Source organism: Amycolatopsis sp. EV170708-02-1, assembly GCF_022479115.1.
Taxonomy (GTDB): domain Bacteria; phylum Actinomycetota; class Actinomycetes; order Mycobacteriales; family Pseudonocardiaceae; genus Amycolatopsis.
Genome location: NZ_CP092497.1, coordinates 5156055 through 5170378 on the forward strand (window position 1 = coordinate 5156055; position 14324 = coordinate 5170378).

The 14324-nt window shown below is 68.7% G+C and carries 14 protein-coding genes and 1 pseudogene; 5 read left to right on the forward strand and 10 right to left on the reverse strand.

Features of this window, described 5'->3' with window-relative positions; genetic code table 11:
- Window positions 1-2 precede the first annotated feature (2 nt).
- From MJQ72_RS23395 to MJQ72_RS23405, 3 genes are read right to left on the reverse strand one after another with little or no spacing between them, the layout of a single operon-like run.
- On the reverse strand, window positions 3-1259 hold the full coding sequence (locus MJQ72_RS23395; RefSeq protein ID WP_240593101.1) for a glucarate dehydratase family protein: 1257 nt from the start codon (window positions 1257-1259) through the stop codon (window positions 3-5).
- A 2-nt stretch (window positions 1260-1261) separates the two neighbouring features.
- Window positions 1262-2206 carry a 5-dehydro-4-deoxyglucarate dehydratase gene (locus MJQ72_RS23400; RefSeq protein ID WP_240593102.1) on the reverse strand — a complete coding sequence of 315 codons (945 nt, stop codon included), beginning with the start codon at window positions 2204-2206 and terminating at the stop codon, window positions 1262-1264.
- A gap of 46 nt (window positions 2207-2252) precedes the next feature.
- Entirely contained in the window at window positions 2253-3764 is a 1512-nt protein-coding gene (locus MJQ72_RS23405) for a sodium:solute symporter family protein (RefSeq protein WP_240593103.1), read from the reverse strand.
- Between the two features lie 154 nt (window positions 3765-3918).
- Between MJQ72_RS23405 and MJQ72_RS23410 the strand changes: the two genes are divergently transcribed.
- The gene (locus tag MJQ72_RS23410; RefSeq protein ID WP_037348214.1) at window positions 3919-4725 is read left to right on the forward strand and encodes an IclR family transcriptional regulator; all 807 of its coding nucleotides are present in this window, start codon (window positions 3919-3921) and stop codon (window positions 4723-4725) included.
- Window positions 4726-4762: 37 nt separating this feature from the next.
- The gene (locus MJQ72_RS23415; protein WP_240593104.1) at window positions 4763-5587 is read left to right on the forward strand and encodes an NAD(P)-dependent oxidoreductase; all 825 of its coding nucleotides are present in this window, start codon (window positions 4763-4765) and stop codon (window positions 5585-5587) included.
- Window positions 5588-5719: 132 nt separating this feature from the next.
- Here MJQ72_RS23415 and MJQ72_RS23420 read toward each other — a convergent pair whose 3' ends face one another.
- The 3 genes from MJQ72_RS23420 to MJQ72_RS23430 are packed head-to-tail and all read right to left on the reverse strand — an operon-like array spanning window position 5720 to window position 7336.
- Window positions 5720-6208 (reverse strand): HIT family protein, encoded by a 489-nt coding sequence (locus MJQ72_RS23420; protein ID WP_240593105.1) that lies wholly within the window; start codon window positions 6206-6208, stop codon window positions 5720-5722.
- Window positions 6205-6810, reverse strand: coding sequence for a TMEM175 family protein (locus MJQ72_RS23425; RefSeq protein ID WP_240593106.1), 606 nt, complete (start codon window positions 6808-6810; stop codon window positions 6205-6207). The genes MJQ72_RS23420 and MJQ72_RS23425 overlap by 4 nt, the downstream gene beginning before the upstream one ends.
- Window positions 6811-6829: 19 nt before the next feature.
- Window positions 6830-7336 (reverse strand): DUF6790 family protein, encoded by a 507-nt coding sequence (locus MJQ72_RS23430; RefSeq protein ID WP_240593107.1) that lies wholly within the window; start codon window positions 7334-7336, stop codon window positions 6830-6832.
- A 57-nt stretch (window positions 7337-7393) separates the two neighbouring features.
- Between MJQ72_RS23430 and MJQ72_RS23435 the strand changes: the two genes are divergently transcribed.
- A complete protein-coding gene (locus MJQ72_RS23435) occupies window positions 7394-7828 on the forward strand; it encodes a MarR family winged helix-turn-helix transcriptional regulator (protein WP_240593108.1) in 435 nt (144 codons plus the stop codon).
- Here MJQ72_RS23435 and MJQ72_RS23440 read toward each other — a convergent pair.
- Both MJQ72_RS23440 and MJQ72_RS23445 read right to left on the reverse strand, forming a co-directional pair.
- Window positions 7810-8523, reverse strand: coding sequence for a MerR family transcriptional regulator (locus MJQ72_RS23440; protein WP_240593109.1), 714 nt, complete (start codon window positions 8521-8523; stop codon window positions 7810-7812). The genes MJQ72_RS23435 and MJQ72_RS23440 overlap by 19 nt on opposite strands.
- Window positions 8524-8566: 43 nt before the next feature.
- Window positions 8567-9175 carry a TetR/AcrR family transcriptional regulator gene (locus MJQ72_RS23445; protein ID WP_240593110.1) on the reverse strand — a complete coding sequence of 203 codons (609 nt, stop codon included), beginning with the start codon at window positions 9173-9175 and terminating at the stop codon, window positions 8567-8569.
- 91 nt (window positions 9176-9266) lie between these two features.
- On the opposite strand from MJQ72_RS23445, the gene MJQ72_RS23450 reads away from it, so the two are divergent.
- On the forward strand, window positions 9267-10343 hold the full coding sequence (locus MJQ72_RS23450; RefSeq protein WP_240593111.1) for an NAD(P)/FAD-dependent oxidoreductase: 1077 nt from the start codon (window positions 9267-9269) through the stop codon (window positions 10341-10343).
- On the forward strand, window positions 10340-10960 hold the full coding sequence (locus MJQ72_RS23455) for a DUF3159 domain-containing protein (protein WP_240593112.1): 621 nt from the start codon (window positions 10340-10342) through the stop codon (window positions 10958-10960). The genes MJQ72_RS23450 and MJQ72_RS23455 overlap by 4 nt, the downstream gene beginning before the upstream one ends.
- A gap of 40 nt (window positions 10961-11000) precedes the next feature.
- On the opposite strand, the gene MJQ72_RS23460 is transcribed toward MJQ72_RS23455, so the two are convergent.
- Together MJQ72_RS23460 and MJQ72_RS23465 are read right to left on the reverse strand one after the other, a co-directional pair.
- Window positions 11001-11972 (reverse strand): peptidylprolyl isomerase, encoded by a 972-nt coding sequence (locus MJQ72_RS23460; RefSeq protein WP_240593113.1) that lies wholly within the window; start codon window positions 11970-11972, stop codon window positions 11001-11003.
- Between the two features lie 60 nt (window positions 11973-12032).
- A pseudogene (locus MJQ72_RS23465) lies at window positions 12033-14323 on the reverse strand (glycosyl hydrolase family 95 catalytic domain-containing protein).
- Window position 14324 lies beyond the last annotated feature (1 nt).

The window sequence follows — 14324 nt, forward strand, 5'->3', positions numbered from 1 at the left end:
CGTCACCACCGTGCCGTGTTCGGTTCGAAGCTTCCCACGAACTTCCGCATATAGGTCACGTCATCCCGTTTGGTCTGTCCACTTCGGACATAGTCTTCATGGGCCCGTGCCAGCGCGTCGGGGTCGAGCTCGACCCCCAGCCCCGGCTTGTCGGGCACCGCGACCGCACCGTCGACGAACTCCAGCGCACCCGGGGCGATGACGTCGGCCGTCTTCCACGGCCAGTGGGTGTCGCAGGCGTAGGTCAGGTGCGGCGTCGCCGCGGCCACGTGCACCATAGCGGCCAGACTGATCCCGAGATGACTGTTCGAATGCATGGAAAGGCCGACGTCGAAGCATTCCGCCGTGGTGGAGAGGGCCTGGGTGTCCCGCAGACCACCCCAGTAATGATGGTCCGAAAGTATGACCCCGACCGCTCGCTGCCGGAAGGCGGGCTCGATGTCCGCGAAGCGCACCACGCACATGTTCGTGGCCAGCGGCATGTTCGCCTTCTCCGCGACCCGCGCCATGCCCTCGATCCCCGGCGTCGGGTCTTCGAGGTACTCCAGGACGCCGTCGAGTTCCTCGGCGACCCGGATCCCGGTCTCGACGGTCCACGCCGCGTTCGGGTCGATGCGCAGCGGATGGTCCGGGAACGCGTCCGCGAGCGCGCGGATGCCGTCCATCTCCTGGTCGGGGTCGAAGGCGCCGCCCTTGAGCTTGATGGAGCCGAAGCCGTACTCCTCCACCATGCGGCGCGCCTCGCCGACGAGCGCTTCCGGCGTGGTCACCTCGCCCCACGAATCCTCTTCGGCGCCGATGTGGGCGCCGAACTTGTAGAACAGGTACGCGGAGAAGTCGACGGCGTCACGCGCCTTGCCGCCGAGCAGGTCCACGACCGGCCTGCCGAGGTAGTGGCCCTGCGCGTCGAGCGCGGCCACCTCGAACAGCGAGTACACGCTGGCCACGGTCTTGCTGACGGAGAAACCGCCGGTGAGCCCGTGCGCGTCGGCGAAGACGACCTCGCCCAGCGTGGTCGCGACCTTCCGGCGGAGACCAGGCAGGTCGAACACGTCGTGTCCCTTGAGTTCCGGCAACACCTTCCGGACCTGGTCGAGGAACGCGAGGTCACCGTAGGACTCGCCGAGGCCGACCACCCCGTCCTCGCAGATCAGCTGGACGACCCCGCGCAGCGCGAACGGCTCGTGCACGCCCATCGCGTTGAGCAGCGGAGGGTCGGCGAAGGCGACCGGGGTCAGGACGACGTCGAGAACCTTCATCTTCAGGCACCGGCCTCGACGGACTTGAGGACGGCGAAACCGTCGTCGATGATCTTCTCCAGGCGGGCGACCTGGTCCGCGGTGGGCTCGACCAGCGGCGGCCGGACCGAACCGACCTTGTCACCCCGAAGGCGCGCGGCGGCCTTGACCAGCGACACGGCGAAGCCCTGCCCCTCGTCCCGCAACGCGACCAGCGGGAGGTAGAAGCCGGCGAGCAGCGCCTCCATGACGGCGTCGTCGTTCTCCGCGAGCGCGCGGTGGAACCGGGCCGCGATCTCGGGGGCGAAGCAGTGCACGGCCGAGGAGTACCGCGCCACGCCGACCGCGGAGTAGGCGCGCGCGGAGACCTCCGCCGTCGGGAGACCGTTGAAGAACAGGAAATCCTTGGCCCGGTCGGTGCCGGCGGAGCGGATCGTGGTGATGATCCGGCTCATGAGTTCGACGTCGCCGAAGCCGTCCTTGATACCGACCACCGACGGGATGTCGAGCAGCCGCACCGCCGAGTCCGGGGTGAACACGCCGGTGGAACGGTGGTAGACGATCACCGGGATCGAGGAATCCCCGACGGCGTACCGGACGTGGTCGACCAGCCCGGACGGCGGACCGGTCACCAGGTACGGCGGCAGGAGGAGGACGCCGTCCGCGCCGCCCGCCTCCGCCGCCGCGATCCCGGCGCGGGCCGAGGCCGCACCGCCGCCGGCGCCGACCCACACGGGCACCCGCCCGGCGACGACCTCACGAGCCTTACGCAGGATCGCTGCGTGCTCGTCCGGGGACAGCGAGCTGAATTCGCCCGTACCGCAGGCGACGAACAGCGCACCGGCTCCGGCGGCCACGTGGCTCTCGACGGTCTCCGCGAACGCGTCGAGGTTGAGTTCCAGCCCCTCGGTGAAGGGGGTCAGCGGGAACGCCAGTAGGCCGTCGAGTTCGATCTTGGGCTGTGCCATGGATTTCTCTTTCGTTCTTTGTGGATGGTCCCGGGTACGGGCCCGGTCAGGCGGGCACGGTGGTGCCGTCCTGCGACTTGCTGGGTGTGACGTCGTCGTCGCGGTCGATCGTGTCGATGATCTCGTCGGTGGTGGCCTTGCGCTCGGGCATGAGGTAGCCGAGCCCGATGAACAGCCCCAGCGAGACCAGGATCGGGGTGGACACGGTGACCGCGAGGGTGGCGTTGTAGCCGTAGTAGGCGATCGCGTAGGCGATGAGACCGCCCGCCCACGAGATCAGTGCGGCGCGGGAGCCGGAGCGGCGGAACGCGGGGAGCATGCCGAGCAGCAGCGGCACCGAGATCGGGCCCATCAGGGCGGCGACCCAGAGCACCACGATGCCGAGCACACCACCGAGTTTCTCGGCCTGCGTGGCCACCGCCATGGTGGCGGCGACGAACAGCACGGTGGAGACACGGGCGGCGAGCAGCCCCTGCGACTCGGTGAAGTTCCTGGCCTTCTTCCACAGCACCGGCAGCATGTCGCGGGTGATGACCGCGGAGATCGCGTTGGCGTCGGAGGAGACCATCGCCATGGTGTGCGAGAAGATCCCGGCCAGTACCAGCCCGACCAGCCCCGGCGGGAGGAACGTCGTGGTCATGATCGCGTAGGCGTTGTTGGGGTTGTCGATGTCCGGGATCAGCAGCGGGGCGGCGAACATCGGGAACATCATCACCAGCGGCCACACCAGGTACAGGATCGAGGAGAGCCGCGCGCCGCGGCGGGCCTCGTAGGTGTTCGGCGCGGCCATGTAGCGCTGCGCCAGGTTCCACATACCGCCGTTGTACTCCAGCGTCTTGACCAGCACGTAGACGAGCAACACGACGGTGGTGAACTTCGACGTCGTCGGGTTCAGGTGGGCGGGCGGCAGGTCGCCCCACACGGTCCACAGCCCGGAGACACCGCCGAGCTTGTCCAGCACGACCCACAGCATCACGATCGCCGCGATGGCCTGGATGACGAACTGGCCGAAGTCGGTGAGCGCGTCGGCCCAGAGACCGCCGACGGTGCAGTAGATCAGCGTGATCGTGCCGGTGATGATGATGCCCCAGGTGTAGGGCACGCCCGCGAAGACGTTGAGGATCGTCGCGACCGCGAACCATTTGGCCGCGATGTCGAAGATCTTCAGCAGGCTGCCGCTCCAGGCCAGCGCCTGCTGGGTGGGCACGTTGAAGCGCTTCGCCAGGTACTCGAGCGGCGAGGCGACACCGAGCTTCGAGCGCAGGCGGTTCCACCGTGAGGCGAACAGCCAGCTGCCGATGCCGACACCGATGCCGATACTGGCCATGCCCCAGAAGTAGACGGTGATGCCGTCCGTGTACGCGACGCCCGCGTACGCGACGAAGAGCACGGCGCTGTAGCCGGACATGTGGTGGGAGATACCGGCCAACCACCACGGCATCTTGCCGCCGGCCGTGAAGAAGTCACTGACCGTGTTGACGCGGCTGTGCGACCACAAGCCGATCACCACCATCAGGACGAAGTACGCGGACACCATGATCCAGTCCAGTAAATGCACCGCTGACTCCTTTCCGCGTTCACGAAGGCCCAGCCCGACCTGTTCACATCCATGAACGGAGTCTGTTATAGTGATTATGTTCATCCATAAGAACGCTGTTCGGGACGCTAATATGGCCGGAGTCACAAGTCAACGGCCGGATGGAGGAGCGCGGATGCCGCAGCAGGAAGCCGCTGTCACGGTGGCGAACGGCGCGCCTGAACCCGCCGGAGTGAAGTCGGCCAGGCGGGCGATCGACCTGATCGAGACCTTCGCCGCGAACGACGTGTGGCTTTCGCTGTCGGACCTGCACGCGCGGACCGGTTTCCCCAGGTCGAGCCTCCATGGCCTGCTCCGCACCCTGCTCGAAGCCGGCTGGCTGGAAGTGGACACCAACACCGCCCGCTACCGCCTCGGCGTCCGCGCGCTGATCTGCGGCACGGCGTACCTGGACCGCGACCCGGTCGTCCCGTACGCGACCGAAGCACTGGAGCGGATCCGGGAGAAGACCGGCTACACGGCGCATTTCGCGCGCCGCGAGGGCACCGATGTCGTGTACCTGGAGACGCGCGAGTCCCGGCACTCGACGCATCTCGTGTCCCGCGTCGGCCGCACGCTGCCCACCCACGCCACCGCGCTGGGGAAGGCACTGCTGGCCGAACTGACGCACGACGAGATCGACGGCCTCCTGACCGGGGAGCTGTCGGCGCTCACCCCGAACACCATCACCACGGCGGACGCACTGCACGCCGAATGCGCGAAGACCCGAGAACGGGGCTATGCCTCGGAAATCGAGGAAGGCAGCCTCGGCGTCCGGTGTGTCGCGGCCGTGATCCCGTACCGCATCCCCGGCACCGACGCGATCAGTTGCTCCATGCCGGTCACCGAAGTCACCGACGCCGACGCCCAGCGCGTCGGCGAGCTCCTCGCCGAAATCACCGCGGAGCTCGGCCAGCAGCTGCGCCGCGCCGGCATCCGCTGACCTGTTTCGTACTTTCCTTCACTGACAAGGGGTTCACATGGCAGACCAGCGCGTCCTGATCACCGGCTCGGCGGGTATCGTCGGCACCCTGATGCGGCCGCGACTGCGCCGTTCCGGACGGGTGCTGCGCCTGCTGGACCTGGCCGCGCAGCCCGAAGCCGCGGGCGGCGAGGACGTCGAGCTGATCACCGCTTCGGTGACCGACCCGGAGGCGATGGCGAAGGCCTGCGCCGGTGTCGACGCGGTGATCCACCTCGGCGGGCACAGCCGCGAGAACTCGTGGGAAGCCACGCTCGACGTCAACATCAACGGCACCCACACCGTCCTCGAAGCCGCGCGCGCCGCCGGTGTTCCGCGCGTGATCCTGGCTTCCAGCAACCATTCCGTCGGCTTCCGCCGCAACGACGAGGCGGGCGCGGACGGCCTCCCCGCCGACTCCACCCCCCGGCCCGACACCTACTACGGCGTCAGCAAGGCGGCCATCGAAGCACTCGGCAGCCTGTACCACTCGCGGTTCGGGATGGACGTGATCGTCATCCGGATCGGCTCCTGTTTCGAAAGCCCGCTCGTCCTCGGCCCGCGTGGCCTGACGACATGGCTCTCCCCCGACGACGGCGCGCGGCTTTTCGAGGCCTGCCTGAGCTACCCCTCCCCCGGCTACCGGCTGATCTGGGGCGTCTCGGACAACACGCGCCGGATCTACTCGCTCGCCGAGGCCGAGGAGCTGGGCTACAAATCCCTCGACAACGCGGAGACCTACGCCGACCAGCTCGCGGATCTGCCCGCGCCGACCGGCGTGGCGGCGGAGTACGTCGGCGGGCCGTTCTGCACCGCTCCGCTGGGGGCACACAACCCGCTCTGAGGAGCCCGAGCCCGACGGACTGCGCCCGGCAGGTCGTTGAGGTGACGCCCGGTGAGGGGTGTGTGGAAATGGAGACGTTGAGTGTCCCTATTTCCACACACCCCCTCTTCACCGGGACTGTGTGCCGGTACCTCAGCCGGTCATGCGCTCGCCGAGCCGTCGCGCGAGGTCGGCCAATTCGTCGTCGGGGACGTCCAAGTAGCCGCGCGCGGGGTCGAACACCGCCGCCTGCTGCTGTTCGTAGGGGACGCCGGGCGGCAAAGGCGCAAGGTGCCAGTGGACGTGCCGGTTACCCTGCTGGCTCCCCAACGACAGCACATAAAGCCGTTCGACGGTCAACAAGTCGCTCAACGCGCTGCCCGCACGGTGCACGACCCGCTGGACGGCGAGGTATTCGTCGGCGGTGAAGTCGCCGATGGCGTGCTCTCGATGCTCGATCGGGGCGACGAGAAAGTGCCCGAGCACGGACGGAAAGCGGCTGGCGAAAACCACCGCGTCGGCATCTCGATAGGCGACGTGATGCGGATAGTCGGGGTTGCCGTCGAGAAGTTCACAGACGAAACAGGCTCGGCGGGCGAGATCGAGATAGGCGGCGGCCCGCCACGGAACACGGTCGGTCATACCCCACGACTACCCTGCACGCGCCCCGCGACCGCCAGCACGAGCGGCGCCGCGAGCCAGCACAGATACGCCCAGGTACCCGTGGTCAGAAACGAGACGGGAACGGAAACCCCGAACACCGCGGCCAGGCACACACTGCGCACCAGGTTCTGGCCGACCGCCCGCGGTGGCGCGTCCGTGCGGTAAAGGTGTTCGCGCCGGATCTCCCGGATGATCAGCGCGAACGTCGAGGACGCCAGCACCTGCACGATCGCGTACAGGCTGAACCGGGGCGGGAAGGCTCCGTCCGCGGTGATCACCCGGGTCGCGAACGGCGTCAGGACCTGCATGAACAGCCAGGCCAAGGTGAGGCTGATCAGGCGGCTGCTCAGTGAGCGGACATATCCGAAGATCTCGTGGTGCGCGCGCCAGTGGGCGGCGATCACCACGAAGCTGACCGCGAAGGCCAGATACTCCTTTCCGTGGTCCCACACCGAATCCAGCATCGCTTCGGTGGTGTCGCCGGTGGGGACGGGAAGTTCCAGCGCCAGCAGGGTGAGCGCGATCGCGATCACCGCGTCGATGAACATGGTGAGCCGCTCGGGAGCATTCTGAGTCGCCATGATGCGGAAATCCCCAATCTCAGGCGACGGTCGCCGGGCGGAGCTTCCGGGACCGGACGGCCAAGATGATCATGACGGCGGGGATGAGCAGGTCGTTGGCGAGGACACCGCCGGTGTTGCCGGGACTGTGGACGCCGTTGGCGAACCATTGGTAGACGTGGCCGATCAAGGCTCCCCAGAGGAACATCCCGGCGCCGAGCCCGATGGTGACGCGTTCGCGCGCGGAGGCCGAGGCGGCGCGGAATCCCATGACGGCCAGCCCGAGATTGGCGAAGGCGATCTCGAACAGGAAGGGCGTCCGGTCGAAGCCGATGGCGGTGGCCATGACGTCGGGGAAAGCGAGGAACGCGACCGTCATCCACAGGCTGCCGAAACCCAGGGCGCCGATCGCCCACCAGCGTTGCCAGATCTCCAGCCGTTCGCTGGCCGACGGGGCGTGGCGGGCCCGCACGAACGCGCCGATGGCCGGCACCAGCATCCAGACCAGGGGGAAGGCGGATTGGGCGAGGTAAGAGAAGGTGCTCATGTCTTCAGTCTTACCTAGTTAATATTAACTCGTCAACAATCAGGTATAGTGACCTTCGTGGATGACGGACTCGCAGACCTGTTGCATCGCGTGGTCATGCTGCTGGGTGAGAACGCCCGGCGGCGCACCGAAGACACCGACGGCTTGACGTACAGCCAGATACGGCTTCTGGGCACACTGGAGGAGATCGAGCCGGCGACGCAGCATCGGCTCGCGCAGGCGCTTTCGGTGTCCGACCCGGCGATCAGCCGGGCGCTACGCCCGCTCGAAGCGGACGGCCTGGTGCGGATCACCGTCGACCCCGACCACGCGCGCCGCCGGCTGGTCCGCCTCACCGACGCCGGCCGGAAAGCCTTCCACGCCGCCGGAAAACCGCTCTACGACGAGTTCCGCGCCGCCCTCGTCGAGGCGGGCTTCCCCTACGAGCGCTACCTCGAAGACACGCTCCGGCTGGCCGAGCTCCTCTCGCCGGATCAGGGCACGCGGCGCTGATCGGGAGCCGCCCACCCGTTGATCACGGCGAGCAGTTCGAGATACCGCTCCCGCCGGGGATCGTCGGCGATGTCCAGCCAGGGCAAGTCTCGCCGCGGGGCGGCGTCGTAGCCTTCGGCGAGACGTCGCATGAGGGCCCGGAAATCCGGATCCCGGGCCAGCTCGGCGAGTTCCACCCAGGCGTCGACCTGTTCGGCCGCGGGACTTTCGGGCAGTTCGGGCGTCAGCGTGCGGGCGATCCCGGCGAATCCGGGATGGTCGAGACCGCCGAAGGTGGCTTCGAGGAAGTCGCCGATCAAGCGGCGGCGCTCCTCCTCGGTCAGCTTGGCCAGGTCGTGCATGAGAGTGATCTCCTCGGGAGTGGATACGCGCCGGGTCACGGCTTTCAGCACCGCGTGACGGAGACGCAGCACGTGGATCTGCGCTTCCAGTGCCCGCATATGCGCCTCGGCGACGTCGGGAAGGGCGGCTTCGCTTTCGACGACCTTCCGGATCGTGGCCAGGTCGAGTCCCAGCTCACGCAGGGTGCGCACGAGCTCCAGGCGCGCGAGCGCGTCGACGTCGTAGCGGCGATGCCCGGACGCGGTGCGGCCGAAAGGGGCGACGATGCCCCGGTCGGAGTAGAAGCGGATGGTCTTGACGGTCAGCCCGGTCCGCCGGGACAGCTCGCCGATCGAGTACCGGGGGTCGTCCATTCGCCCACCCTCGCACCTCCCCTCGGAGGAGATGCAAGAGCGATCACGACGAGGGCTCGGGCCCCGTCAGGCAGTACTGCACGAGCGGGCCGAACGTGGCGACCAGTTCGTCGACGGACGCCGACGCGATCGGCTCGATGCGCACGAGGTACCGGGCGACCGCGAGCCCGAGGATCTGCACGTTGACCATGCCCGCCCGGAGCGCGGCGTCCGGCGTGTCCAGCAGTGCCGCGAGCCTGCCGGTGATCTCCCGGTCGATGAACTCGCGCAACAGCTCTTCGGACCGCGGGTCGGCGGGGGCCGACCGGGTCAGCATCATCAGCGGCGTGCGGTCGGATTTGTCGAGGTTCTCCACCAGGGTCCGGACGACGCGTTCGCCGATGGTGCCGAGATCGCCGTCGAACAGCGCTTCGACGGCGGGCGGGACGTCTCCGGACATCTCGATCGCGGCGCTGAACAGGCCCTGTTTGGTGCCGAAGAAGTAGAACACCATCGCCGGGTCGACCTCCGCCGCGGCGGCGATCATCCGCACGGTGGTGCCGCCGTAGCCGTGTTCATGGAACAGCTCGCGGGCGACCCGCAGGATCCGCTGTTTGCTCTCCAGGCCGGACCGCCAGCGCCCGGAACGGCGGTTGTTCTCGTCTTCTGTCATCGCGGACGAAGCCTAACACCGTTTTCTTCACCACTCGATGAAGTTTGCCGGTACCGTGTTCTTCATCAGGCGGTGAAGAACGGGGTGGGCGATGCGGGTGATGGTGATCGGTGCCGGTCTCGGCGGGTTGACGCTCGCTCACGGGTTGCGCCGGGCGGGGATCGACGTCGTGGTGTACGAGCGAGACGCCGCGTCGGGGCGTCCGCAGGGCGTGAGCCTGCACGTCGACGAGCGCGGGAGGTCGGCACTGCGCGCGTGCCTCCCACCGGCTCATTTCGCGATGGTCGAGGCCACCACGGGAGGACCGCGTGTACAGACCTTGGAACTGTCCGATTCGGACGGAGCGCTCGCGGTCACGGGCGCTCAGCCGTGCGACGGCTCGGAGGGCCGGGCCAGACCCGGCAGGCAGGTCCATCGGCCACTGCTGAAAGCGGTACTGCTGACCGATCTCGACGACGTGGTCAGGTTCGGGGCGGAGTTCACGCGGTTCGAGCGGCGCGCCGACGGCACGGTCCGGGCGTGGTTCGCCGATGGCCGCACCGACACCGCGGACGTCCTGGTCGGCGCGGACGGGATCGGCTCGGCGGTCCGCCGCCGGTATCTGCCCGACGTGCGGGTGGTGGACACGGGACGCCGGATGATCATGGGTGCGACCCCGGTGCGCGCCGTGCTCGGCACCGGATTGCCCGATCTGATCGGCGACAGCCCCGCCCGTGTCCGCGTTCGCGGAACGACGATGGTGATGGGTGTGCTGCGGTTCACCGAGTCTCCCCCGGCCGCGCGAAGGCGCTGGCTGCCCGCCCTGCCTCGCACCGCGGCCGACGTCGAGGACTACGTGATGTGGGCCTTGCCCGCCACGCGGGAGCCGACCATGGAGCTGCCTCCCGCCTTGCGGACGATCGTCGGCGAGGCATGGCCTGACTTCACGGTCGCGCTGCGCGGCGGCATGATTCCGCCACCGCCCGCCTGGCCGGCCGGTCCGGTGACGCTTCTCGGCGACGCCATCCATCTCGCTCCGGGTTTCGGCGGGAACCTGGCGATGCAGGACGCGCGCCATCTCAGCGAGGCACTGGCCGAGGCGCACCATGGACGGCTCGGCCTGTTCGACGCGATCGGTACCTACGAGGACACGATGCGCCGCAACGGTTTCACGAAGGTGAGCGCATGAGCCTCGGCATGCTGACCCAGAAGTCGCTCTCGTTGTTCAGCGCGGTGGGCGGCTGGCGCACGGTCGCCGAAGGTGTCGCTTCGCGGGTGCTGTTCCTCGTCGCGTACCTGGTGACCGGGCAGGTGCTGACGTCGGCGCTGATCACGGTCGGCGGCGTGGCCGTCTTGGCCGCCGTGCGGTTGTTCACCGACCGCAAGGTCTGGCAACCGGCGATCGGGGTGCTCGTGGTCGGGGTGTCCGCGCTGCTGGCCGGGAATTCCGGGCACGCGGCCGACTTCTACCTGAGCACGGTCCTCTGGCAGGCGGGCGGCGGCGTGCTCTTCGGAGTATCCATCCTGGTGCGACGGCCGGTCATCGGCCTGGTGCTGGGCAGGCTGCGCGGCGAACGCCATACCTGGCGGCGTGATCGACGGCAGCGGCGGCGGTACTACCTGTGCACAGCGGTATTCCTCGCGAAATTCGCGATCGCCACGGCGGCGCTGGTGCCGCTGTACCTGGCCGGGACGGTGATCCCGCTCGGCATCGCCGCCACCCTGCTCGGAGGTGCGCCCGCGGCGGGCGTCTGCCTCTATCTGTGCTGGCGGATCCTGCGTGAGGAGCCGAGGACCGCAGGCTGACCCGGTTGCCAGGAAAGGTCCTTTCCTGGCAACCGCGAGTTCAGCCCACCGCGATCGACTGGAACTTCACCTCGATCCGAGGCGGTCCCGTCCCGTCTCCGGGGCCTTTCGCGTCGTCCACGCCGCCGCGCGCGACCTTGTCCAGTGTCTGCAGGCCCGCGTCGGAGATGCTCCCGAACACCGTGTACTCCGGCGGCAGTTCCGCTTCACCGAAGACCATGAAGAACTGGCTGCCGCCCGAGTCCGGGTTCTGGGTCTTCGCCATGGCGAGGATTCCGCGGCCGTACTTGAGCTCGGGGAAGATCTCGTCCGGGATCGTGTAACCCGGTCCGCCCATTCCGGTGCCCTCCGGGTCGCCGCACTGGAGCATCTGCAGCCCCGAGACGCCGAGCCGGTGGCATGAGGTGCCGTCGTAATACCCCTGTTGCGCCAGCGAAAGGAAGTTCGCCACGGTGCATGGCGCGAGCCCGCGGTCCAGTGTCAGCCCGATGTCGCCCGCGGTCGTCTTGACCGTGACCGCCGACGTGCCGGAGGCCGGAGTCGGTCCCGCCGCGGGCGGGTTCACCTTCTTCGCCGCCTCCTTGGCGGTGTCCGCCGGGTAGGCGCAGTCCGTCGGATCCGCGAGCGGCGTCGAGCGTTTCGGCAGCTCGGTGCGGGCGGAGGGGATGTTCACCGGGCTCTGCGTCGCGGTGTCCTGCGAGCTGGACGTCGGAGCGGCCGACGACGAGGACGCGACCGCGCTCTTTCCCTTCGAGTCCGAGAGGAAGAACCCCGGCGCCACGAAACCGGTGATCGCCACGACCGCGACCACCACGACGAGTCCCAGCACGCCGAGCCCGACCCAGAGCGCCGTCTTGTTCGAAGACGGCGGTGGCTGCTGCGGCGCGCCGTACCAACCTTGTTGCTGGTAGGGCTGTTGCGGATAGGGCTGCTGTGGGTACGGCTGCCCCGGCTGAGGGCCGGGGTCGGGCGCCTGGCCTTCGGGCTCGCCCGGCTGCGGCGGCTGGGACATCTGTGCTCCTGTCGTCCGGAGGTGGTACAGGAACACTCTTGCGTATCGCCGTGCAGAACGTCACGGCATCCCCCACGGCGTGCCGTCCCCGTTCGCCGGGACGGGCCGGATCTCGAAGTCGGGCCGGTCACCGGCCCGGTGCACGACGGCCTCTTCACCGCGCCGCAGCTCGATCCGGACGTCTCCGTTCGGCAGCCGCCGCCAGCGTTTCGGCCTCCCCCACCGGTCACGGACGGTCAGCTCCCCGTCGAGATCCGTTCGCAGCACGCACGGCGCCCCCGCCTCGCTGGTGATCTTGACCCACCGCGTCTTCCCGCCCTGCCTGGAGGCGCTGAGCAGGAACGCCCCCTCCGTGCGGAAGTCGCGCAGCGCGGCGTCGGCCCATTTCGCGGGCACGGCCGGGAAGAGCCGGATCACGCCGCCCCAGCTCTGCACGAGCATGTCGTGCAGGGACTGCGCGGCCGAAAGCGGCGTCTCGATCACCGGGCCGGATTCCTTGTACATCGTGTTCGGCTGGATGTAGCGCCGCTGCAGTTCGCCGAGGTAGAACTCCGCCTTCTCGCCGCGCAGCATCTGCGCCGACATCGAAGCGGCGCCGGTGAACGTGTAGCCCTGCAACGCCCCCTCGAAGCCCACCCAGTGATCGAGCGAGGTCTCGATGATCCGCCGGTGCTCCGGCCGCTCCCAGGTGATCTCGTACAGCGGGTAGATCTGCAGCAGATGCGAGTAGTGCCGATGCGACTTCGCGAACGGCACCCCCGCGCCGATCATGTAGCCGTTGGCGTCGGCGGGATACGGGACGAGGGTGGCCAGGACCTCCCGCCACCGTCGCGCGAGCGGATCGTCGACGCGCAGTTCCGCCGCCGACTCCAGCAGGGTCTTGCAACCCCAGCGGATCAGCGCGAGGTCGTAGTTGCAATCGGGCGCGTTGACGCCGTACTCCGGCGAGAACGTCGCCGGAAGGTGCAGCTTCCCGTCCGCCCGGGTGCCAGGAAATGGAGGTAGTAGTTGATCGCCTTGCGCAGCAACGGGAACAGGGTGTCCCGCAGGAGACGCCGGTCCATCGTGTGCCGGTAGGACAGCCAGACATTGTGCAGCGCCCAGGTGAGGTTCCCGACCTCCGGCGTGGGCGTCGCCTTGCCCGGGATGCCGACCGGGAACCCCGCGTTCGTCCCGACGGCGCCGTTGAGCAGGTTCATGTCCGTCGTACGCGGGATGCCCGCCGAATCGTGCTGGTACGGCTCGGCGACCTGGCTCGTCAGGTTCGCCCGGTACTTGTCCAGCGCGTGGCCGACGGCGTCCAGTTCGAGGTGGTTCGACCCGTGGATGAGCCAGTACTCGAGCTGGACGTTGAGGTTCCACCACGTCGCGGGCCACGGGGTCGGTTCCAGCCACGGCCCGCACGTCGCCATCACCGGCGCTTCCCGGCGCGCGGCGGAGGCGATCTTGTACAGCTGGATCCAGTAGAAGCTCTGGAGCCGGGCGTCCGGAATGGACAGGAAGCCGTGCCGGTAGTAGTCGTGCCACCAGCGACGGTGTCCGGCCGTCAACACCGGGAACGGCTCGGCGCGGCGGATCGGCTTCAACGCCTCCCGCGCGGCGGTCCTCTTCGGATACGACCAGGCCACAGACGTGTACAGCGTCCGCTTCGAGCCATGGACGACCTCGCGCCACGCCGTGACGTGCTCGCCGCCCGCCAGCAGGCTCTGCACGGAAAGCCTGCTGTCACCACTGCTTTCCAGGCTCGCGGGCGGGTTGGCGACATACCCGGCGGGCGGCGGCTTCCCGAACTTCGGGTCCGTTCTCGGGCTCACCGCTTCTGCCGGATGGAAGACCCACGCGAAACCGCGCTCCCCCTCGGTCGGCTCGACCTCGACGGCCAGCAGCGACCGTCCGGTGTGGACGATCGCCCGCAGCGACAGGCTGCCCGCGGCCGTGGTGATCGTGCCCTTGAGTTCGGCGTTCCAGAGGTCCATCCGCCAGTCGATCCCGGTGATGGCGCCGACCGGTTCGAGGGTGAAATACCCGATCGGCAGCCGCGCGAGCCCGAACAGGGAGCCGAACTCCGGCCGGTGGTCCTGCACCTCGCTGTGCTGGACGTTGAACCGGACGGCGTTCCGGCCGGGTTCGGCGTAGATGCCCGAGCCGAGGAAACCGTTGCCCAGGAAGGGCCCTTCGTACCAGGTCTTCGGCATCCGGCGCCAGATCAGGTCGGCCGTGCCGAGGAAGCCGGGCCAGTCGAGCCCGCCGAGCGCGAAGTCGTTCTCCACCGCCGCTGCCGACGGCGCGAATCCGGCCGCGGCCACGCCCGCCAGCGCCCCGCCGAGCACCGTCCTTCGAGTGATGTCCATG

What these genes read in the sequence shown, in the direction of transcription:
- MJQ72_RS23395 (WP_240593101.1), bottom strand. Translation starts at nt 1,259, where the DNA reads ATGAAGGTTCTCGACGTCGTCCTGACCCCGGTCGCCTTCGCCGACCCT.
- MJQ72_RS23400 (WP_240593102.1), bottom strand. Translation starts at nt 2,206, where the DNA reads ATGGCACAGCCCAAGATCGAACTCGACGGCCTACTGGCGTTCCCGCTG.
- MJQ72_RS23410 (WP_037348214.1), top strand. Translation starts at nt 3,919, where the DNA reads ATGCCGCAGCAGGAAGCCGCTGTCACGGTGGCGAACGGCGCGCCTGAA.
- MJQ72_RS23415 (WP_240593104.1), top strand. Translation starts at nt 4,763, where the DNA reads ATGGCAGACCAGCGCGTCCTGATCACCGGCTCGGCGGGTATCGTCGGC.
- MJQ72_RS23420 (WP_240593105.1), bottom strand. Translation starts at nt 6,208, where the DNA reads ATGACCGACCGTGTTCCGTGGCGGGCCGCCGCCTATCTCGATCTCGCC.
- MJQ72_RS23425 (WP_240593106.1), bottom strand. Translation starts at nt 6,810, where the DNA reads ATGGCGACTCAGAATGCTCCCGAGCGGCTCACCATGTTCATCGACGCG.
- MJQ72_RS23430 (WP_240593107.1), bottom strand. Translation starts at nt 7,336, where the DNA reads ATGAGCACCTTCTCTTACCTCGCCCAATCCGCCTTCCCCCTGGTCTGG.
- MJQ72_RS23440 (WP_240593109.1), bottom strand. Translation starts at nt 8,523, where the DNA reads ATGGACGACCCCCGGTACTCGATCGGCGAGCTGTCCCGGCGGACCGGG.
- MJQ72_RS23445 (WP_240593110.1), bottom strand. Translation starts at nt 9,175, where the DNA reads ATGACAGAAGACGAGAACAACCGCCGTTCCGGGCGCTGGCGGTCCGGC.
- MJQ72_RS23450 (WP_240593111.1), top strand. Translation starts at nt 9,267, where the DNA reads ATGCGGGTGATGGTGATCGGTGCCGGTCTCGGCGGGTTGACGCTCGCT.
- MJQ72_RS23455 (WP_240593112.1), top strand. Translation starts at nt 10,340, where the DNA reads ATGAGCCTCGGCATGCTGACCCAGAAGTCGCTCTCGTTGTTCAGCGCG.
- MJQ72_RS23460 (WP_240593113.1), bottom strand. Translation starts at nt 11,972, where the DNA reads ATGTCCCAGCCGCCGCAGCCGGGCGAGCCCGAAGGCCAGGCGCCCGAC.